The sequence below is a fragment of the Nitratidesulfovibrio sp. genome (assembly GCF_040373385.1).
Taxonomy (GTDB): Bacteria; Desulfobacterota; Desulfovibrionia; order Desulfovibrionales; family Desulfovibrionaceae; genus Cupidesulfovibrio.
In genome coordinates this window covers 70439-92083 of sequence record NZ_JBDXXH010000001.1, presented here as the reverse complement: position 1 = coordinate 92083, position 21645 = coordinate 70439, and the positions used below count along the sequence as shown (strand labels likewise).

Here is a 21645-nt window from a genome sequence, read left to right as displayed (position 1 = left end):
ACGGCGCGCTCCTGCGGCAAAAAAGGGGAAAAAGGCGGGACGCCGGGCTGCATCCCTGCGGGGCAGGACCGCTCCGCGCGGTGCCGCTGCCGTATCGCGTAGCCTGTAGCGCGGCACGGTTTGCACGGCAAGTCGCCTGTATCGGCAATTCCACTGCCAGTGGACAGCCCGCCTGCCCTGCCCGGCCCAGTCCTGCCCAAGCTTGCCCTGCGTGCACGAACCTGCCCGGTCCTGCCCGGACCTGCCCGGACCTATCTACCCTTCCCGCCGCTACAGGCATCCCCCTCCCCCCCCACGCACAACGACGAAGGGCGCCCCCGATGGGCGCCCTTCTGTCTGTCGTGTCCCTGTGAAGGAGATCCAAGACGAAACCATGTCTGCAATGCGCCGCGCGGGCGACGATTCGGGCTGCGGCCCCCGGAAAGGAACCGGCCTGCCCGGAATATCCGGGGGGGCCTGTCCGGTCCGGCGGCGCGCGCCGTGGGAAATCGATCCGGCGCGCGCCGCATGCCGCCCGCGCGGCACGTCATGTCGTAGGTACACATGTCGCCCGGGCCTGCATCCTGTCTGCATCCTGCATGGCTGCATCCTGCCTGGCCAACATGCCACCATATCCACGTGTCTCAAGTCCGGCGGGGACCACCCGGCCCCCGCCTCCCTTCCTTTCGCGCCGCCCTACTGGGCGGTGGAAACCAGCTTCTTCTGGCCGTCCCACACCTTGTCCGCCTTGGGCAGGACAGGGATGTACTTGAACCAGACATGCGTCTTCATGTGTTCGGGATCCTGCTGCAACTTGCGGGTGTGCTTCAGGATGGGCGGCACGATCTTGTGGATGTCGCCCGCCAGATCCTTGGAGATGGCGAAGCCGGTGGCCTCGCTGGCCAGGTCCACGGCCTGCTGGCTGTACTGCTGCGAAGAGGCCAGCGTATCCAGCGCCTTGGCCGGGTTGTGGAAGCCCACGCTGTTCTCGGCGGACACGTAATCCCAGAAGAACTGGCCCTTGCGCACCATTTCACGCGCCTGAATCATCAGTTCGTCATGGTTGGCGGGCTTGGCGCCCTGGAATTCCGAGGCCAGACGCACGGCCTCGTGCGCCTTCACCGACAGGTCCTGGGCCTTCAGCAACTGGTCGTAGGTCTTCTGCTGGCTGAACAGCACGCGCGAGCGCAGGTAGTCGGGGCTCTTGTCCGAATGGCACTGGCGGCAGGCGCGCATGTCCGGGTCCTTCAGGGGCGATGTCCACCAGTGGCCGGATATCTTCTTCTTGTCGTCGGTGCGGGTGTAGCCCATGTGGCAATCGGCGCAGGACACGCCCGCCGCGCCATGCACGCCGTTCTGCCACATTTCGTATTCGGGATGCTGGGCCTTGATCATGGGCGTCTTGGACACGGGGTGCGTCCAGTCCACGAAGTTGCCCTCAAAGCCCTTGGCCTGCGAATTGCCCGCCGTCTTGTAGTAGGCGTACATGTCCTTGGGATCATACCCGTCGGCCCACGGGAACACGGGCTTCTTGGCGACGCCCTTTTCCTTGTCCTGGAAGTAGTATTCCACGTGGCACTGGCCGCAGACCAGCGAACGCTTGTCGTTGCGCGACAGCTTGTCCCAGTCCTTGCCTTGCGCCTTCAACTGGTCCTTCAGGGGTTCGCTGTACAGGCGCAGCTCCATGGTCTGCGGGTCGTGGCAGTTGGCGCAGCCGATGGTCTCGTCCTTCATGTCGATCTTGTCGCGGAACTCGTTGACGTCCTTGGCCCAGAAGTCGTCGCCGTACTGCTTCACCCAGCCCATCATCTTGGGGGTCTTGCAGTTCCAGCAGGTGGCGGGCAGGCCGCCCTTTTCCGCATAGGTGTTGATGCGGTCGATGTGCAGGAAGTCTTCCAGCGCCTTGGTGTGGCCGCGCGCGTTGCGGTACTCGTAGCTGAAGGGGTAGCCCAGCCACAGGTTCTTCAGGTACGGCTGGGCGTGCTTGTAGCCTTCGGGCAGCGGGCTGACGTTGTCGTTCTTGTTGAACGGCACCGAGCCGTTGAATTCGGTCATCACGGTGCTTTCGTCGTTGCGCTGGTAGCTGGCGGACTGCTGGGGAAATTCCGCCTTGAAGGCGCTGCTGCGGGTTTCATCCGCCGCGATCTTTGTCTTGAACACCGGGGCCTTCAGCTCCGCAACGTCGGAACAGCCCGCGAGCATGAAGGGGACGAGCGCAACGGCCAGCAGCAGGCCCCCCCTGCGGGCCATGCCGCGCACCGTGCGAAGCGACAGCGTGTCTTTCATCAGGTTATCCATCGGCGACCTTCCTTGTGCTGATCGGCGTCATGCGCATGTGCTGGACATTGCGGTGGCAGTCCACGCAATAGGGTTTGGAATCCATGCTGGCCACCTGCGTGTTGGTCATGGTGTGGCATGCCTTGCAGTTGGCGTTGACCACGTCCTTGGTGGACTGGCCCGAATGGATCACGTCGTCCGGCCTGCCCAGCGTGTTCATGTACGCGTCCTTGGCCCCCGCCACCGCCTTGAAGGGCAGCTTGGCGGCCAGGTTGTGCGGAGCGTGGCACTCGTTGCAGGCCAGGTTGGCGTGGGTGGACGCCTTGTGCGTCAACGCCGCCTCCTGCATGATGTGACAGCTCGCGCAGAACGGACGCCGGTCCGTGACCTTCATGCCGAAGCCCGCCCCCGCCGCCAGCACGACCCCAAGGGCCGCCCCGACGACGATGAGCCGCAGCCCCGTACGTCCGTTGCGAGGTGCTTCCTCTGACATTTCCGCCTCCTTGCTGTGGAGGGCGCCCGCCCCGCCCGCGTGCGGCGGAGGGTCGCGCCTCCGGGTGCATCCGTGCCCGCGCCCGTTCAGCCCGACGGGTGCGCACGGCACTTGGTGACGTACAGTCTTCAAGACCCGTGCCGTTGCGTGAAATCCGGCACATCCTTTCCTTCAAAAATAATTTCAGTGTGTTGGATTTGGGAACACAACGTGCGTAGGGCGAGACATGCCTTGCGCTTGTCATGTTTACATGACAAATAGACAGAAAAATCTGACAGAGTCAGCCTTTTCGGAATTTCCTGACTCCGCACAGGGGGACACCCCATGACGCAACACCAGACACAGCACCAGCCTTCGGCGCGCCCGGCACCACCGGTCAACGAAACGCCCGGTGCCGCCACGGGCCGCGCGGCAAGAGGCCTGCGCTTCCGGCTGCGCCGCAGGCGCCCGGCCCTGCGCTGGAACATCCAGACCTTCATCGTCCCCGCCGTGCTGGTGGCCCTGTGGGGGGTGCTGCTGCTGGCCCTGTACCAGTGGAACGCCCGCAACGAGGCAGCCCACGTCCGCGAGCTGGCGCTGTTGCAGGCCCGGGCGTTCTTTTCGCAGATCGTGTCCACAAGGGCCTGGAACGCGGCCCACGGCGGGGTATTCGTGCGGACCAGCGAGTTGGGGCGGCCCAACCCCTGGCTGCCGCCCGACCAACGCACCCTGCTGGCAGCCGACGGCACCATGCTCACCCGCATGAACCCGGCCTACATGACCCGCCAGATCTCGGAATTTCTCACCACCAGCCAGGGCGTCAGCTTTCGCATCACCGGCCTGCATCCCCTACGGCAGGAAAACGAGGCCGACCCGTGGGAAAACGAGTCGCTGCTGGCCTTCAGCAAGGGCGCGCGGGAAACCTTCACCCTGGCCCTGCCCCCTACCGACGAACACCCCCACGCCACGGAAAAAACCGCCAACAGCGGCGACACCCGGCACGGCCCCAGCTTCCGCTACATGGCCCCGCTGATGGCCGACCAGTCGTGCCTGGGCTGCCACCGCACCGCCGACGACACCGTGGGCGGCCTGCGCGGCGGCATCAGCGTGTCCATTGCGGCGGCGCCGCTGCTGGCGCTGGAACACCAGCGCCTGGACCAGATGGGGCTGGCTTACGCCATCATCGGCGTGGTGGGGTTGCTGGGCATTGGCGGGGCGTCGTTGCAGGTCAGCCGCAAGAAGGCCCTGGCCGAGGCGGCCAACCGCATGAAAAGCGCCTTTCTGGCCAACATGAGCCACGACATGCGCACCCCGCTCACCGGCATCATCGGCATGGCGGAACTGCTGTCCGGCTTCCGACCGGGGCGGCAGATGCGGGCGGAACCGCCCTGGCAGCCGGACAGGCCACGTGGGCCAGGCGGGCCAGATGCCCCGGACACCCCGTCCGGCGCCGCAGCCGCCGCTGTCTCCCCTGCCGCAGCATCCATCTATTATGATGATGCGCCCCAGGCGGAACACGAGGCCCGCTACAACGAATATCTGGGCCAGTTGCGTTGCGCCGCCGCGAATCTTCTGGAAATCGTCAACGACATCACGGACTTTTCGTGTCTGGAATCGGGCCGGATGCGCCTTGCGCCGCGCACCTTCCGGCTGCGCCCCTCGCTGGAGGCGTGCCTGGGACTGTTCCGCTTCGCGGGTGAACGCAAGGGGCTTTCGTTGACGCTGCACGTGGCGGATAACGTGCCCGAGGCGCTGGTGGGTGACGACTTCCGGCTGCGTCAGGCCCTCGGCAACCTCATCGGCAATGCGGTAAAGTTCACCCGTCAGGGGGGCATCGCCGTGGTGGTGAACCTGGTGCCGCAACCCACCCCGGCAGCGGCAGGACCCGTGATGCGACCGGAGGCCGGAACCGGCCCAGGCGACGTGCTGCTGCGCTTTGCCGTGGTGGATACGGGCGTGGGCATTCCGGCGGAGCAGCAGGAATCGATTTTCGAAAGTTTCGTGCAGGGCGAGGCGGCCACTTCGCTGTGCCTTGGCGGCACCGGCCTTGGCCTGGCCATCTCGCGCGAAATCGCCCGCATGCTGGACGGCGACATCGGCGTATCCAGCACGCCGGGCGCGGGCAGCGAATTCTGGTTCACCGCCCGGTTCACCGTGGCGGGGCCGCCCCCCGGCGGTGGCGCGGATGGTGACGCGACAGGTGCCGCTCCCGCTGAAGGCACCGCCGCGCAAGACATGGGGCTGGCCGCGTGGGTGGCCCCCCCCGAAGAACGGCACGCCTGCCCGGCCCCGCCGATGACGAAAAAGCCCGACCACATACCGGCAGCCGGACCGGCCAGCGGCACCGCCGTCCCGTTGCGGCTGCTGGTGGCCGACGACAACCCGGTGAACCGACTGTTCATGCAGGACGTGCTGCGCGGTGCCGGGCACCGGGTGGCGGTGGCCACGGACGGTATGGAGGCCCTGCGCCTGCTGGAGGAACTGCGGCCCGATCTGGCCCTGCTGGACGTGCGCATGCCCGGCTGCGACGGCACCGAGGTGGTGCGCCGCCTGCGCGCCGGGCAGGTGCCGGGGGTTGCGCCGGACATGCCGGTGCTGGCCGTCACTGCATCTGCCGTGGGCCGAGAAAGCGCCGCCCTGCTCGACGCGGGCATGACCGGCTGCGTGTGCAAACCGCTGACCGCCGCCATGCTGCTGGCTGCCGTGGCCGATGCCGCCGCCGGGGGTACCCCCCTGGAATGCCCCGGTACCGACGGCTACGCCGATGGCATGCACCACTGGCGCGACGGGGACGGCCCGGCTGCTTCCCGCGCCGGGACAGGCCCCGCCGAGGCTGACGCCCCCGCATCCCGCGCGCATGCCGGACAGGGCACGGGCGACGTGCCCACCACGTTCGGCCTTGCCGCTCCTTCCGGCTCTTCCCACGCGCCCGACGCTCACGGCCCAGTTGTCGCGCCCGCCACGCCCGACGTCATGGACGAGGCCGCCGCGCTGGAAGCCCTGGGCGGCAACCGCCCCCTGTTCGTCAAACTGTGCCGGGCCTTTCTGGACGAGGTGGACGCCCGGCGCGACGCGCTGACCGCCGCCGTGCGCGAGGGCCGACGCCATGACGCCCTGCGCGAGGCGCACGCCCTGCGCAACTCGGCGGGCATGCTGCGCCTTGCGGCCCTGCATGGGCTGTGCGAGGCCATGGAACAGGCGGCGGCCCGACCCGCCACTGCGCCCGGCGCCCCGCAAGTCGATATGCCCGATTTGCCCGATCTGTTGAACCGGCTGCTGCCGCTGCTGGAGGCAGGCGTGGCCCGCGTGCGCGCCGTCACCAGCCCGGATGGCGCGTCCGATATCATGAGCGCAAGGGGCACAAGGGGCACAAGGGGCACAAGGGACACCACGGGTTCAGGGGACGCAAGCGGCGCAACCGCTACCGCAACGCCGGGTACCGTCCCGGCAAAGGAGACGCATCGCTGATGGCCCGCATACTCGTGGTGGACGACGAAGCCATGGTCCGCACCATGCTGGGCGAGGTGGCCGTGGGCATGGGACACGAGGCCCTCACCGCCGCCACCCTGGACGAGGGGCTGCGCCTGGCCGCCACCGGGGAGCCCGACGTGGTCTATCTGGACGTGCTGCTGCCCGACGGCAACGGTCTGGCCCACGTGACCACCTTCGGCCGCCTGCCATGCGCCCCGGAAATCATCGTGGTCACCGGCTTCGGCGATGCGGACGGCGCGGAAACCGCCCTGCGCCACGGGGTGTGGGAATACCTGCAAAAGCCCCTGCGCGTGCAGGACATCACCCTTTCGCTGTCCCGCGTGCTGGCCTACCGCAGCGGCAGGGCGCGGCGGACGGGCGGCGGAGGCAACGGCGCCGTATCCGGCATATCGCAGGCCGACAATGCTCCGGGTTCGCCAGTCACTGCCGTGCCGTCCGTCGCGCCCGCCCCCGTTCCGCTGTCACGCGAGGGCATCGTGGGCAACGCCCCGGCCCTCGACGCCGCGCTGGAACTGATGGCCGAGGCGGCGGCCAGCTCGGTCAACGTGCTGGTGCTGGGCGAAACCGGCACCGGCAAGGAACTGTTCGCCCGCGCCGTGCACCGCAACAGCGCGCGGGCGGCGGGTCCGTTCGTCACTCTGGACTGTGCCTCGCTGACCGAAAACCTGGTGGAAAGCCAGCTTTTCGGCCACGTGCGCGGGGCCTTCACCGGCGCGGACCGCAGCCGCGACGGGCTGCTGCGCCTGGCCCACGGGGGTACGCTGTTTCTGGACGAAATCGGCGACCTGCCCCTGGCCATCCAGGGGGCCTTTCTGCGGGCGCTGGAATTGCGGCGCTTTCGCCCGGTGGGCGCCAGCAAGGAAGTGGAGAGCGACTTTCGCCTGGTGGCGGCCACCAACAAGGACCTGCACGAAATGGTGCGGCTGGACATGTTCCGCAGCGATCTGCTGTACCGGCTGCGCGGCCTGACCATCACCCTGCCCCCGCTGCGGGAACGCACGGAAGACGTGCCCGAGTTGTGTGCCTGGGCCGTGGACAGGTTCTGCCAGCGGCACGACCTGCCCCCGAAGTTTCCGGCCGATGATTTTCTGGAAACCGTGGCCAGCTACCCGTGGCCCGGCAACGTGCGCGAACTGGTGCACGCCGTGGAACGCGCCTGCGCCGCCGCGCGCGACGAAACAACCCTGTACGCGCGGCAGTTGCCCACCGAAATCCGGGTAAGGGTGGCCCGCGACAGGATGGACGGCCACGCGCTGGTCGCGGCGGGCCCGGCGGGCCCCGTGAGTCCGGAAAGGTTGACGGCCCCGGTGAGGTCGGCTGGACTGGCCGTGCCCCCGGGCGGGGCAGAGCAGAACGGCTCGCCGGGCATGACCGGGCAGGCGGATGCCGTCCCGCCGGGATTCGCACCGAACGCCGCCCCGCCCACCCTGCGCGCCCACAAGGCCGACGCGGAACGCGCCTACGTGGCCCGCATGCTGGCCCACTGTGGCGGCGACATCCGCGAGGCGGCGCGGCTGGCCGACATCTCGCGCGGGCACTTCTACGAACTGCTCAAGAAACACGACCTCGGCAAAGCCGACTGACCGCGCATCGGCTCGCCGATCAGACGACCGCGAGCCAGGGCTGCACCGCGCCCCCCGCCATCCTGCCTGCCGGACACACCAGCCGCGCCGCACCCGTCATCCGGGCACGGCGCGGCTTTGCGTATTTCTTCGCCCCCCACCCCCCATGACAAGCCCCCTTTCCGGCGCGGAGCGGGCAACCGGAAAGGGGGCAATACGGAGCCTGCCACGAGTGGGGGGAACCCGTGACGATTCTACGTTACGACCCTATATGGCAGGCATCCATTATTTTTGCATCTTTCCCATGAATTGCCTTGTACTGCGGAAACATCGCGAAAATACCTGCCTCATTGCCCTCGCGCACCTTATGAAGAGCATGAAAAATCGCCACACCTTCCTGCACGTGCGTTCCGCATGGCGTCAGATGTTTCTGGACGTCGTGCGGCATGGAATTTTCGCGTCCTGGCGCTTTTGACGGCACCCGGATCGCGCAGCCCAGGCCCAGTAGATCAGGTACGGACCGGGCATGATCCGCCCCGGCGAAACGGCAAAATTCCCCAAAAAACCTTCAGGCCTTGTAACTAACCCTATTGCGCATGGCGGCAAAAACAATGTAGTGTTGCCTGTAGTATCGCAGTAAAAGTAGAAAGTGTGGGCTTGCCCCGCGCCATGTTTTCGGAATCAATACGCGCTCTCCGATCCGCCTGTACGGTGGGGGGCCAAAGAGGAGGACTGTCATGAAGGAAAGGAAATCGCAAAAACGGCGCTGGCTCGCGTTCTGCGCGCTGGCCGCCGTGCTGGGGCTTGCGATCGGGGGGCCGGCGCAGGCACAGGAAGTGACGCTGAAAGACTCAGTCGTCAACACCCTTGAAACGCATCCCCGCCTCAAGGCCTTCCAGGAAAACCGCCAGGCCGCCGAACACGACGTTGACCGCGCGCGTGCCGGCTGGTTTCCGCGCCTTGACGTGCGCGGCGGCGTAGGCGTGGAGCAGTACAACGACCGCTCCACCCGAGCCACCAACAATGAAAACGACTGGTACGACCGCAGCGAAGGGTCGCTGACCCTCAGCCAGACCATCTGGGACGGCCTTGCCACCGCCAGCCGTGTGGACATCAACAAGAACAAGCTGGGGTCGGTGGATAGCCGCCTCATCGACAATGCCGAAGCCCTTGGGCTGGACGCCGTGCTCGCGCACATCGAAGTGCTGCGCCAGCGTGAAATCGTCCGCCTGTCCGAGATCAACGTGCAGCAGCACGAATCCATCCTGGGTTCGCAGCAGGAACGTTCGCGCATGGGCGCGGCCAGCGTTTCCGACGTCACCCAGACCCAGGGCCGTTTGGCCCGTTCGCAGTCCACCCTTACCGAAGCACGCGCCGCCTTGCAGGTGGCAGAAGCCGCCTACCTGCGCCTGACCGGCAAGATGGTGCCCGAAACCATGGGTCCGGCGGAAGCCCCCCTGACCACCCCGCCCAGCGCCGATGCAGCACTGGCCGACAGCCAGTCCAGCAACCCCAAGGTGCAGGCGTTGATTTCCGACGTGCGCACCTCTGAAGCGGAAATCGACCTTGCCAAGTCCGGCTACCACCCCGTGATCTACGCGGAAGTGGGCCCCACCTACAAGGACCAGGTGGAAAGCAGCCGTGACCATGAATGGGGCACCGCCGCCATGCTGCGCATGAGCTGGAACCTGTTCAACGGCGGCGCCGACGTGGCCGCGGTGAAGGGTGCCTCCGCCCGTTCGCGCCAGAGCCGTCAGGAACTGCAAAACCAGATCGACGAACTGGGCCGCGAAACCCGCGCCACCTGGACCCAGATGCTGTCCGCCCGCGAACAGCAGCGCTTCTTCCTGTCTGCCATCGACTACAACGTGCAGACCCGTGACGCGTACATGCAGCAGTTCCTGGTGGGCCAGCGCAGCCTGCTGGACGTGCTGGACGCCGAAAACGAACTGTACAGCTCGTCCATTCAGGAAGTGACCTCGCGCATGAACGATGCCGGCGCCCAGTACCGCCTGCTGGCCCTTGGCGGCAAGCTGCTGGACAGCCTGGGCATCGACCGCGACGCCCTGCGCAAGCCTACCGAGCAATAGCCGCTCCCGCAGAGAACGGCATACCCGAAGGGGCTGGTCCGCAGGACCGGCCCCTTTTTGCGTGGCATGGGCAAGGGCGGGAGCAGGGAGGAGATCGCCACGAGCGGCGGAGGCCACACGCAGACCGATGGCGAACCTGGCATCCCGCCCCTGCTGGGGGGGACGCAACGCGCCGAACTCCTGACGGGCGTGCACCAGGCCCGCGTGCAGCGGGGAGCGCCTTACGCGCGCCATCAAAAAGTGATCAATGCTTGACTTTTTGGCATAAAAATCTATTTAAGTGAAAAATACATCACTTCTTATTGGAGTGCACATGGACGCTTTCGAGATCGGCATGGCCATCAGGAACGCCCGGAAGGAGCGGCGAGTCACCCAGGCTGCCCTCGCGCAGGTTGCGGGTTTGTCCCGCGAAACCCTGATCCGGCTCGAAAAGGGAACCATCCACGACCTCGGGTTCAGGAAACTGATCCGCGTCCTGGAGGCCATGGATTTCGAACTGCATGTCCGCCCTGCCGGGCACCTGCCGGTCCTTGGCGAAACCATGGAGGACGACCATGCTTGACGTCTGGGCCGGAGACACCCCGAGCGGCTTACTGAACCGACATGGCCAGTGGGAATGCTCCTTCACCTACCGGCCAGGAACCCAGCCCGGCACAGCCGTATCGGTCATGATGCCACCCCGCCCGGAAAGCTGGCTGCACCATGTGCTGCACCCCATCTTCGAGCAGAACCTGCCCGAGGGTGCGCTGCGCCTGTGGTTCGATACCGTGGTCGCAAAAACCCTGCCCCGGTATGACGACCTGGAACTGCTGCGGCTCACCGGGCATTCCCAGATCGGTCGCCTGCGCTACACCGCGCCGGGCGAGCCGCTTGCGGAACAGCCAGATCAACCGGGTCAACAGGGTCAACCGGATGGGGGGGGCGACATACCCGCCGTCAGTCTTGGCGACATCCTGCGCGCCAAGGGCACGGAGCATCTCTTCGAAGACCTGATGCGCATGTACGCCCTGCATTCCGGCCTTTCCGGCGCGCAGCCAAAGGTCATGGTCCGTGCGACGGAGGCGAACCACGCAGAGGCCGAACCGGCCCGGCTTACCGTGCGGATGCCTACCCACATCGTGAAGACCTGGCAGGCTGGAGAGTTCCCGGAACTCGCGCTCAACGAGACCCTGTGCATGCTGGCGGCGGCCCGTGCCGGTCTGCCGGTAGCCCGCACCGAGATGTCCGATGACCGCCGCTTCCTTGTGGTCAGCAGGTTCGACCGTAACCCCGACGGCAGTTTCATGGGGTTCGAGGACTGCTGCGTCCTGCTCAACAAGTCGGCCAGGCAAAAGTACACGGGCTCGTACGAACAGGCGGCCAGGGCGCTCCGCACCTTCGTGGTGGCAAACGCCCGCCCGGCGGCCCTTGCGCAGTTCTTCAGGACGGTGGCGCTTTCGGTGGTGATTCGGAACGGCGATGCGCACCTGAAGAACTTTGGCATCGTCTATGATTCGCCAGCCACCCGCCAGGGAACCATGGCCCCGGCCTTCGACCTTGTCACCACCACGCCGTATCTCCCGCAGGACGTCATGGCGCTGACCATGCAGGGCACCAAGCGCTGGCCGGACCGAAAGGTCCTTATGGAGTTCGGGCGCACGGCGTGCGGGCTGAATGCGCGGGAGGCGGGCCATTGCCTGGAAGATGTGGAACACGGGGTTTCCCGGACCATGGAAGACCTGAACGCCTGGATACGGGACGAACCGGCGTTCCGCCATGTGGGGCGCGCCATGCGCGCGGCATGGGAGGCTGGCTTGCAGACGTTGGCGCTGCGCCCCGGCCAGAACGCAGCCGCCCCGCCTGCCTGAACACGGCGGCAGCCTTTTCTGGTACGGTGGCGGAAAGTGCATAAAATTCTTGATGTTATCTCAACATGCGCCTGTTGCAGGAGTGAAAAGAAGAGCCAACATCACGCCAACTGAGCGGCGACTGAAAGTGCGCAAAATTCTGGACACTACCCTGGACACTACCTGTGACAGTTCGTGTGCTGGGGGCCACCCGCGCCAATCCCGCCCCGCAAACGCAAGACGCCCCGGCCAAGGCCGGGGCGTCCGTGTGTTCAGGGTGTGCCGCCGGGGGCGGCGCGCCGGTTAGCTGTTTTCAGTGATGATCTTGTTGTTCAGGATGTGCTGTTCGATCTCGGCCAGCGAGTTGTGTTCCAGCGCACCCTGCAAGGTCACGAACTGCGTCTCACCACCGTGGTGCAGGGTAAGCTGCACATCGTTGGAGCTGCCCACCTGCGTCAGGTCACCACTGGCGATCAGGCTGGTGCTGATGCCGTTGGCGCTGTCCCCGTCATGGTCAAGCAGCACGTCGGCGAAGCGGAGCACGTCGTTCTCGCCGGAAGCACCCGGCTTGAAGTCGGTTACCACGTCCGTGGCGCCCGAGGTGAAGTCTTCCGCGTTCCACACGAAGGTGTCGGCATTCGCGCCGCCGGTCAGGGTATCGCTGCCCTGCCCGCCGACGAGGATGTCGTTGCCCGCGTCGCCGTACAGGAAGTCGTTACCGGCATTGCCGTGCAGGGTGTCGTTCCCGGCGTTGCCGTGGATGATGTCGTTGCCGTAGTTGCCGAAGATGACGTCGTCGCCGTTGCCACCGTTCAGGGTGTCACCGCCGGTGCCGCCCAAGTGGAAGTCGTTGGTGTTGCCACTGCCGGTCCAGCTTTCCGCGCTGGCCTGCACGTGCGTGTCACCGCTGCCGATGTGGATGTTGAGGGTTGCGTAGTCGCTGTCGTCCGCACTGGACAACTTGTACACGAAGGCATCATCGTTCCCGGCCGCCACGCCCGCATTGGCGTGGTACTCGTACGAGCCGTCCGGGTTGATGTGCAACGTGCCGTAGTCGCCAGCGATGTCGGTGCCACCGCTGATGGCCTGCCCGTTCACTTCCGTTACCGTCGCCGTCGTGTTGACGAGTGCGTCGGCGATGTCGGAACCGGCATGGTCGGTGATCACGTTGCCCAGCAGGGCCGCACCGGCGATGGCGTGGGTGAATACCACGTCGTCGATGTAGACGTTGAGGCCGTTATTGTAGACCGGGTTCGGCCAGGAACCCGTCGACCCTGCCCCGTTCGCTCCGTCCGTCACCCGCACGGTTACCGTGTAGGTTCCCGCAGTGGTGAAGGTGTGGGAGAACGTCCCCGAAGCGAGGCTGCTGCTCCCTACGGTGTAGAGAAGGGTCGTACCGCCGCCGCCACTGATCAAAACCTCTACCCGGTCGTTGTCATGCTGCGCCGCATTGGTGGTGCCGGTAAGCACCGCCCGCCAGTCGAAGCTGATCGTGTCGTTGGCCGCAACGGTAACTTCCTTGACGCTGGAGATGCTGCCTGAGTTGGCTGTCAGGCCAATCTCAAGCTCGGGGTCGCTGCCGCCGGTACGCACGACATGCCCGTCGTCGTCACCAGAAGAACCGTAGCCGTCCGTGGTCCAGCCATGGGAGTCGTTGTTGAACTGTTCCGTCGTCGCGCTACTGCCGGGTGCCGGAGCGTTGGCGTAGTTGTCGTGCGCGTCTATGTAGTTGCCGTGCAGGTTCAGGGTCAGGGTGGCGTTGGACTGCGTGCCGTCGCCGTCCTGGATCACGTAGTTGATGACCTCGGTACCCGTCGGGTAGGCGCCCGGCGTGAACAGGTAGCTGCCGTCGTCGAAGTCGATGGTCAGGGTGCCCTTGCCGTCGCCAAGGTCAATGTCCAGCTTGCCATCGGGGCCAACGCCAGCGTCCGCGGCAGTGTGGATCACTCCGTCCACGGTGATGCTGACGATGGACTTGCCGCCGTCGGCACCGCCTTCGTCATTGGTCAGGATGTTGCCGGTGGTCGGTACGGTGGCCAGCAGGTAGGCGGTCAGGTCGGACATGTTCTCGATCACGGCCACCGTGTCGGCGTCGCTCGTCGTATCGCGTTCCCAGCCCACGGGTTCGAGGGCCGAGGTGTTGGTGATGCCGGTGCCCATGCCGAAGGCGTACACCATGTCGATGGGCGAACCCTGCAGGGCGCTTTCCCAAGAGGTGACCTCGGACCCGCTCAAGCCATCGGATGCGGGGTTCGGCTCACCGTCGGACAGGAAGTACATCACCGAGCGGTCTGCGGTCGGCAGGCCATCGGCCAGTTCGTTCTTCACCAGCGTGATGGCGTCATCGTAGTCGGTGTACAGAACGGGGTTAAGCGGGTCGAGGATGGCGTCGGCCTGATCGAGCACCGTATCGCCAGACAACCAGCCGGTATGGGTTTCTGCGTTGTCGCTGAACCACACGATCTTCACGTTCACCGCGCCAAGGTCCTTGTAGGCTGCCAGCAATTCGGCAATGGCATCCTTGGCCATGTCGAGGCGGCTGGCGTCGCCGGGGCCGCTGCCATCAGCGTCCTCGTCCATGCTCCACGACACGTCGAGCACGATCACCACGTTGGTGGTCATGCCACCCTCGTAGTCCTTCACATCGTTGACCGCCGTCGGATGGTCGTCGACGATGTTGATGTTCAGGGTGCCGGTGGCATTCGGCGTGCCCGCAGTGAAGTTGTCGGAGACTTCCACAGCGAGGGCCAGCGTGCCGCCCGCAGGATGCGTGGCGTTGTCGTCCAGGGTGAAGTGATAGTTCACCGTGTAGGTGCCGTCACCGTTGTTGTTCAGGCTGTCGACCACAAGGTTGCCGTTGGCGGTATCCACGGAGTGCGAACCGAACAGGGCGCCGCCATCAATCACCTTGGTGCCGCCGATGGACACTTCGTCAAGGCCAGCAGTGGCGGTGATGGTGAAGGCGCCAGTCATGCCAAGGCCCACCCCGTCCGTACCGGACCCATCAGGCAACCCGGCTTCGTACACGGTGCCTTCCGGGTTTTCCAAACCCGACAGGTTCAGCACGTAGCTATCGGTGTGCCCGTCGATGGTGATGTCCAGCTTGGCGGTATCAACGTCACCGTCGCCATCCTTCAGGGTGTAGGTGAACACGTCGTGCAGCGTCTGCCCGTTGTTCAATGCCTGCACATCGGCGTTGCCGTTGTTCAAGGTGTAGGTGTAGGTGCCGTCGGCCTTCACGAACAGGGTGCCGTACTGGCCGTTGATGGTTTCGCCGTCGCCGTCCACATTGGCCGAGGTAGACCCGGCGATGTGCGAGATGGTCGCGCCGTCGGCGCCCTTCACGTCGGCGGTGGCGTCGTTGATCAGGTTACCGGAGGCAGGCAGCAAGGAATCTTCCGTCACGCTGCCGGTGTTGTCCCTGGCATCGGGGATGTCATCCACGATCTTGATGGACAGGGTGCTGTTGGCCACATCGGTGTCGGTGTCGGTCACCTTCACGGCCAGGTTCAGGAAGGTGTTGTCTACACCCGCCGCCGAATGCGTCGCTGCCGCGTCGAGGGTGAAGCTGTAGCTCACTTCGCCGGTGGCCGCGTTGAACGCGGTGATCACTAGGTTGCCGTTGGCGGTGTCGATGGTGCGGTCAGCCACGTTGGCAGCCAGAACGCCGCCGTCGATCACCTTCACGCCGCCCACCCACACTTCGTCCAGCCCGTCGGGGGCCGAGACGTTGAACGTGCCGTACTGGGTCAGCGCGCCGTTGTTGGGCGAGCTGCCGTCCGACAGGTCGTTCTCGTTCACGGTCAGGTCGCCGCCCTGCGCCGCAGGCGTCAGGTTGGTGATGGTCACGCCGTCGTTCTTGCCGTTGATGGTGATGTCCAGCGTGGCGGTATCGATGTCGCCGTCGCCGTCCTTCAGGGTGTAGGTGAAGACGTCGTGCAGCTTCTCGCCCGTGGTCAGGCCCTGCACATCGGCGTTGCCGTTGGTCAGGGTGTAGGTGTAGGTGCCGTCGGCCTTCACGAACAGGGTGCCGTACTGGCCGTTGATGGTTTCGCCGTCGCCGTCCACATTGGCCGAGGTAGACCCGGCGATGTGCGAGACGGACGCGCCGTCGGCGCCCTTCACATCGCCCGGGCTGTTGGTGACCAGGTTGCCGGTGGCAGTGAGGGAAGTGTCTTCCGTCACACTGCCGGTGTTGTCCCTGGCATCGGGGATGTCATCCACGATCTGGATGGACAGGGTGCCGGGGGCCGAGGTGTCGCCGTCGGTGTCCTTCGCCGTGACCGTCAGGTTCAGGAAGTACGGGTCGGTACCCGAGGCGGTATGGGGCGCGTTGTCATCGAGGGTGAACCTGTAGCTCACCTCACCGGTGGCCGCGTTGAACGCGGTGACCACCACGTTGCCGTATGCGGTGTCGATGGTGCGCTGCGAGGTGCTGCCGTACAGCGCCCCGTTGTCCACCACCTTCACGCCGCCCACCCACACTTCGTCCAGCCCGTCGGGGGCCGAGACGTTGAACGTGCCGTACTGGGTCAGCGCGCCGTTGTTGGGCGAGCTGCCGTCCGACAGGTCGTTCTCGTTCACGGTCAGGTCGCCGCCCTGCGCCGCAGGCGTCAGGTTGGTGATGGTCACGCCGTCGTCCGCGCCGTTGATGGTGATCTTCAGCGTGGCGCCATCGGTGTCGGTGTCGCCGTCCTTCAGGGTGTAGGAGAAGGTGTCGTACAGCTTCTCGCCGGTGGTCAGGGTCTGCACTGCCGCGCTGGAATTGTTCAGCGTGTAGGTGTAGGTGCCATCGGCCTTCACGAACAGGGTGCCGTACTGGCCGTTGATGGTTTCGCCATCGGCATCGATGTTCTTCCAGTTGCTGCCTTCAGCGAAGCTGACCTTCGCACCGTCGGCGCCCACCACATCGGCGGGGTGGTCGGTGATCAGGTTGCCGGTGGCCTGCTGGCCCGCGCCACTGTCTTCCGTGACGCTGGCGGTGTTGTTGAACGCGTCGGGGTTGTCGTCCACGATCTTGACAGTGAGCGTGGCGGAATCGGCATCGCCGTCGCGGTCCACGGCCGTGACCGTGAAGTCGCGGTACTGCGCGCTGTCGCCATCGCCCGACGTGCTGTGGGTGATGTTGTCGGTAAGGGTGTAGGTGTAGCTCACCTTGCCGGTGGCGGCGTCAAACGCGGTAACCACGATGGTGCCGTAGGCGTTGGTGAAGCTGTTGCCCGTCAGGACGCCGTTGTCGATGACCTTCACGCCTTCGATGCGGATTTCATCCAGGCCGTCCTTCGCGTCCACGAAGAAGTCGCCGTTGAACGAGGTGGCCGTGAAGCCGATGTGGCTGCCGTCGGACAGGCCCGCTTCGTACACGGTGCCTTCGCTGCCGCACAGGCCGGTCAGGCTCACCTTGTCGTCCGCGCCGTTGATGGTGATGGTCAGGTTGGCGGTGTCGATGTCGCCGTCGCCATCCTTCAGGGTGTAGGTGAACACTTCCTGCAGGTGCTCGCCGGTGGTCAGGTGCTGCACCGCAGCATTGGAGTTGTTCAGCGTGTAGGTGTAGGTACCGTCGGCCTTCACCAGCAGCGTGCCGTACAGCCCGTTGATGGTTTCGCCGTTGCTGTCCACGTTCACCGAGTTCGCGCCGAACTGGATCTTGGAGACGATGGCGCCGTCCGCGCCCTGTACGTCGTCGCCGGGTTCGTTGACCCAGAAGAAGTTGCCGGTCACCACGTTGCCCGAGGCATCATCGTCGGTGCCGGGGTTGCCGTCGTGCCCGCCGTCTTCGGTCACCGTGGCGTAGTTGTCGTACGCCGTGGGCACGTCGTCGGTGATGTGCACCTGAATGGTATCGGTATCGGAATCGCCGTTGCGGTCAATGACCTTCAGCCCCAGCGAGAGCAGGTAGTCATTCTCGCCGTTGCCGTTGGCATGCGGTGCGTTGTCGTCCAGGGTGAACGAGTAGGAGATCTTGTACTGCCCGTCGCCCAGGTTCTGCACCCCGGTAACCACAAGGTTGCCGTAGGGGGTGTCGATGGTGTGGTCGGCCTGCAACACGCCGTTCACGATCACGTTCTCGCCGCCGATCTGCACGATGTTCAGACCATCGTTGGCGGTCACGATGAACGAGCTGGAATCGGTCAGCGATTCCTTGAAGATGTCGCTGCCGAACGGCAGGTCGTCTTCGTTCACGTGCAGGCTGTTGATGCAGCCGATGTCCACCTTGTCGTTGGCGCCGTTGATGGTGATGGTCAGCTTGGCGGTGTCGGTGTCGCCGTCGCCGTCCTTCAGGGTGTAAGTGAAGACTTCCTTCAGGGTTTCGCCCGGAATGAGGTGCTGCACCGCGTCGTTGCCGTTGTTCAGCGTGTAGGTGTAGCTGCCGTCGGCCTTGATGAACAGGGTGCCGTACAGCCCGTTGATGGTTTCGCCGTCGTTGTCCACGCCTTCGCTGTGGTAGCCGAACTGGATGTTGGAAACCTTGGCGCCGTCCGCGCCCTGCACGTCGTCACCAGCTTCCGGCAGCCAGAAGATGTTGCCGGTGATCACGTTGCCGGAGGCGTCGTCGTCGGTATGCGGATTCCAGTCGTGCCCGCCATCTTCGGTGACGCTGGCGACGTTGTCGTATGCCGTGGGCACGTCGTCGGTGATGTGCACCTTGAGGGTGTCGGTGTCGGAATCGCCGTTGCGGTCCGTAACCGTCAGGCCGAGCGAGAGCAGGTAGTCGTTTTCGCCATTGCCGTTGGCATGCGGTGCGTTGTCATCCAGGGTGAACTTGTACGAGATCTTGTACTGCCCGTCGCCCAAGCTCTGCACGCTGGTGACCACGAGGTTGCCGTAGGGGGTGTTGATGGTGTGGTCGGACTGCAACACACCATTCACGATCACGTTCTCGCCGCCGATGTTCACCGTGTCCAGGCCGTCGTTGGCGGTGATGATGAACGAGCTGGAATCCGTCAGCGATTCCTTGTGGACGTCGCTGCCCCACGGCAGGTCGTCTTCGTTCACGTGCAGGCTGTTGATGCAGCCGATGTCCACCTTGTCGTTGGCGCCGTTGATGGTGATGGTCAGCTTGGCGGTGTCGGTGTCGCCGTCGCCGTCCTTCAGGGTGTAAGTGAAGACTTCCTTCAGGGTTTCGCCCGGAATGAGGTGCTGCACCGCGTCGTTGCCGTTGTTCAGCGTGTAGGTGTAGCTGCCGTCGGCCTTGATGAACAGGGTGCCGTACAGCCCGTTGATGGTCTCGCCGTTGGCGTCCACGCCTTCGGAATGGTAACCGAACTGGATGTTCGACACCTTGGCGCCGTCCGCGCCCTGCTGGTCGTCGCCCATTTCGGGCAACCAGAAGATGTTGCCGGTGATGACGTTGCCGGAGGTGTCGTCGTCGGTGTACGGATTCCAGTCGTGCCCGCCATCTTCGGTCACCCACGCGACGTTGTCGTGCGCGATGGGCACGTCGTCCACGATGGTGATGGTCAGGGAAGCGTAGGCGGAATCGCCCGAAACGTCGGTGACGCTGATGGGAATCACGTCGCCGGTTTCGGTACCGTCGGGGAAGGTGTGGCTGACGTTGTCGTACAGGGTGTAGCTGTAGGCAACGGTGTACTTGCCGGTGGCGTCGTCATAGGTGACGCCGGTGACATCCAGCACGGCGTGGGCCAGCAGCGGGTTGTCCACCACAAGCCCGTTGGCGCCGATGAACAGCGGCCCGGCCGCGTCAAGGTCATCCAGCGAGGCAAAGGTCTTGCCGCCCACGGTGACGGACGCGAAGTCCTCGTGCTGCATGTCGACGACGAAGGTACCCGAGGCAACGACGGCGTCGTGCCCGGCGTCGGTGCCGATGGCCCACGGCGTGAACAGCCCGGACTCGTGCACCACATGCGCTTCGGTGGGCATGTCGATGTCGGGGGTGCGCTCGGCTTCGATGATGGTCACGTTGAAGGACGAGGACGCCGTGTCACCGTCACTGTCGGTGATGGTGTAGTTGAAGGTCAGCTTGCCACCGGCGCTGTCGGGCAGATCGAGCAGCACGTTCTGGGTGAAGGTCCAGTACCCGGTGTCGGGATCGACTTGCAGCACGAAGGCGATGTTGGAAACCGATTCCGAAGTGCTGATCTCGTCGCCCGAGGATTCGCCGACGATGTAGCCGACGATGCGGCCTTCACCTTCGACGACAACGTTCACTTGCTGGCCATCCCAGGTCCAGATGCCGTCGGACGAGGTATCGGAGCTGTCCAGCGCGACGGCCACTTCGGGCTGCCCTTCCGGGGTCTCGGTAGCAAGGCCCGCCCAGGTCAGGTCGAAGGATCCGCGATCATCCGCGCCGTAGGTGAAGTCCAGGTCGCCGTGGGCAACGCCCACTTCCGACACGATGTGGAAGCCGACGTTGGTGATGTAGAAGTCGCTGCTGTCGCCGACCGAGGGCACGTCGTGCCCGTGGCTGCCGTAAAAACTGGGCATGTGCTGGTAGTCAAGGCCGATGATGACCACCCGGTCGAACAGCCCGCCGTTGTCCAGGTTGGTGAAGTTGTAGCTGTCGCCGGGCTGGTTGGCGAAGATCACCCGCGAATCGACAAGTTCGTCGCCCAGGAAGAACAGCACCTTGCCGATTTCGCCGGAGCCGCCCTCGCCCTTGTAGAACGCCGAGGTTCCCATGCTGAACGAGTCAGCCACGCCGTCCAGCTTGAAGACCACGCCTTCCTGCTCATGGAACCATTTGTCGTCGCGGTGGCCCAGTTCGTTCTCGCGGTCGGGCGAATCGCCGGGCACGTGGTTGCCGTCGTAGGTCACGCCAAGCCCGGCGCCGTTGCGGAAGTAAGGAGTGCCGCCGTCCACGCGCAGGTCCACGATGCCGTTGTTGAGCTCGGGAACGCTGCCGTTGGTCAGGTCGAAGTTCAGGTTGAACTCGCCATTGCTGAAGACGTGTTCGACAACGCCATCGGTGCCGAGTTCGGGGTAGTCGTCGGGGATGACTTCGTCTTCGGGGTTGGGATCGTTGATCTTGCCGATGAGCGGTTCGTCATCCGCGATGGTGATGGTCAGGGTGCCGGGAAGGGAAGAGTCACCGTCGGCGTCGGTGATGATGACGGTAACGGTTTCGATGCGGTCTTCCGCGCTGGGGGTCAGCAGGGTATGCGTGCTGTCGTCCACCAGGGTATAGGTGAAGAGCACGTTGGTGCCGTCAAAGCCGGTCAGCACCATGTCGGCGTACGCATCCTGCGCACCAAGATCAACGGCCAGCGGGGTGCCCCCGGCAAGCGCCGCGAGATCCGCCGCCGAGAACACGCTGTTGCCCACGGTCAGCGAGCCAATGCCATCGGGCGCGGTGATGGCGAAGGAACCGGAAACAGCTATGCCGCCTTCCGTGGTGCCCTGGTAGGTGGAACTGCCGTCGCCCAGGTCCGATTCGTACACGGTGAGCGCGCTGGTGGTCATGATCAGGGTGGGCACGGTGTCGATGGCGTCGGGCCCTTCATCCTCGATGGCCGCCAGGGCCGCCGTGCCGATGCCGGTGGTGCCCAGCGGGTCCAGGCGGTCCACGCCGCCGATCAGGTCGCCCGCGTTGTCGTCGTAGTCGCCCACGCCGCCGCTGCCTGCGGCAGCGCCCGCGCCGGGGCCGGCGGCAGGCAGCAGGTCTTCGCGCAGGGCCGCGAGGAACGCGTCGCCCGGCAGCGACTGGCCGTCTTCAAGGTTGAAGGCGGGCAGCTGGTTGGATTCGAACAGGCCGAAAAAGTTGGAAAGGACGATGCGGCCGCCGTTCTCGAACAGGAACACAAGGTCCTGTCCGGACTGCTCCAGTTGTGCCGCCTCGGACGGAAAGCCCATATCCAGCGCCGCGCCAGCAATATTGTCGATGACAATCTGCTGGTTTGCCTGCGGCTGGGTCAGCTGGATGTGGCGGGCCGCCGCTGCGGCACCCGTGGTGGTGGTGTTCTGCGTAACCATGGCTATCTCCCCATGTT

9 protein-coding genes are annotated in these 21645 nt (G+C 65.2%); 5 read left to right on the top strand and 4 right to left on the bottom strand.

Annotation, left to right across the window (positions count from 1 at the left end; translation table 11 throughout):
* Positions 1-675: 675 nt before the first annotated feature.
* A complete protein-coding gene (locus tag ABWO17_RS00325) occupies positions 676-2265 on the bottom strand; it encodes an ammonia-forming cytochrome c nitrite reductase subunit c552 (RefSeq protein ID WP_502914844.1) in 1590 nt (529 codons plus the stop codon).
* 4 nt (positions 2266-2269) lie between these two features.
* Positions 2270-2749 (bottom strand): NapC/NirT family cytochrome c, encoded by a 480-nt coding sequence (locus ABWO17_RS00320; RefSeq protein WP_353114932.1) that lies wholly within the window; start codon positions 2747-2749, stop codon positions 2270-2272.
* 324 nt (positions 2750-3073) lie between these two features.
* Between ABWO17_RS00320 and ABWO17_RS00315 the strand changes: the two genes are divergently transcribed.
* Together ABWO17_RS00315 and ABWO17_RS00310 are read left to right on the top strand one after the other, a co-directional pair.
* Complete coding sequence (locus ABWO17_RS00315) at positions 3074-6196, top strand: response regulator (protein WP_353114930.1); 3123 nt, start codon at positions 3074-3076, stop codon at positions 6194-6196.
* On the top strand, positions 6196-7803 hold the full coding sequence (locus ABWO17_RS00310) for a sigma-54-dependent transcriptional regulator (RefSeq protein ID WP_353114928.1): 1608 nt from the start codon (positions 6196-6198) through the stop codon (positions 7801-7803). Before ABWO17_RS00315 ends, ABWO17_RS00310 begins: the two co-directional genes overlap by 1 nt.
* A gap of 238 nt (positions 7804-8041) precedes the next feature.
* Here ABWO17_RS00310 and ABWO17_RS00305 read toward each other — a convergent pair whose 3' ends face one another.
* Complete coding sequence (locus ABWO17_RS00305) at positions 8042-8230, bottom strand: hypothetical protein (RefSeq protein ID WP_353114926.1); 189 nt, start codon at positions 8228-8230, stop codon at positions 8042-8044.
* Positions 8231-8519: 289 nt separating this feature from the next.
* On the opposite strand from ABWO17_RS00305, the gene ABWO17_RS00300 reads away from it, so the two are divergent.
* The 3 genes from ABWO17_RS00300 to ABWO17_RS00290 all read left to right on the top strand — a co-directional run bounded on the left by ABWO17_RS00300 (position 8520) and on the right by ABWO17_RS00290 (position 11719).
* A complete protein-coding gene (locus tag ABWO17_RS00300; protein ID WP_353114924.1) occupies positions 8520-9872 on the top strand; it encodes a TolC family outer membrane protein in 1353 nt (450 codons plus the stop codon).
* 313 nt (positions 9873-10185) lie between these two features.
* Positions 10186-10434, top strand: a complete 249-nt coding sequence (locus ABWO17_RS00295; RefSeq protein WP_353114922.1) for a helix-turn-helix domain-containing protein — start codon at positions 10186-10188, stop codon at positions 10432-10434.
* Positions 10427-11719 (top strand): type II toxin-antitoxin system HipA family toxin, encoded by a 1293-nt coding sequence (locus tag ABWO17_RS00290; RefSeq protein WP_353114920.1) that lies wholly within the window; start codon positions 10427-10429, stop codon positions 11717-11719. The genes ABWO17_RS00295 and ABWO17_RS00290 overlap by 8 nt, the downstream gene beginning before the upstream one ends.
* A gap of 282 nt (positions 11720-12001) precedes the next feature.
* On the opposite strand, the gene ABWO17_RS00285 is transcribed toward ABWO17_RS00290, so the two are convergent.
* Complete coding sequence (locus ABWO17_RS00285) at positions 12002-21628, bottom strand: cadherin-like domain-containing protein (RefSeq protein ID WP_353114918.1); 9627 nt, start codon at positions 21626-21628, stop codon at positions 12002-12004.
* Between the last annotated feature and the right edge of the window lie 17 nt (positions 21629-21645).

Coding starts and splice junctions, on each gene's coding strand:
- ABWO17_RS00325 (WP_502914844.1), bottom strand. CDS start 2,265: ATGAAAGACACGCTGTCGCTTCGCACGGTGCGCGGCATGGCCCGCAGG.
- ABWO17_RS00320 (WP_353114932.1), bottom strand. CDS start 2,749: ATGTCAGAGGAAGCACCTCGCAACGGACGTACGGGGCTGCGGCTCATC.
- ABWO17_RS00315 (WP_353114930.1), top strand. CDS start 3,074: ATGACGCAACACCAGACACAGCACCAGCCTTCGGCGCGCCCGGCACCA.
- ABWO17_RS00310 (WP_353114928.1), top strand. CDS start 6,196: ATGGCCCGCATACTCGTGGTGGACGACGAAGCCATGGTCCGCACCATG.
- ABWO17_RS00305 (WP_353114926.1), bottom strand. CDS start 8,230: ATGCCGCACGACGTCCAGAAACATCTGACGCCATGCGGAACGCACGTG.
- ABWO17_RS00300 (WP_353114924.1), top strand. CDS start 8,520: ATGAAGGAAAGGAAATCGCAAAAACGGCGCTGGCTCGCGTTCTGCGCG.
- ABWO17_RS00295 (WP_353114922.1), top strand. CDS start 10,186: ATGGACGCTTTCGAGATCGGCATGGCCATCAGGAACGCCCGGAAGGAG.
- ABWO17_RS00290 (WP_353114920.1), top strand. CDS start 10,427: ATGCTTGACGTCTGGGCCGGAGACACCCCGAGCGGCTTACTGAACCGA.
- ABWO17_RS00285 (WP_353114918.1), bottom strand. CDS start 21,628: ATGGTTACGCAGAACACCACCACCACGGGTGCCGCAGCGGCGGCCCGC.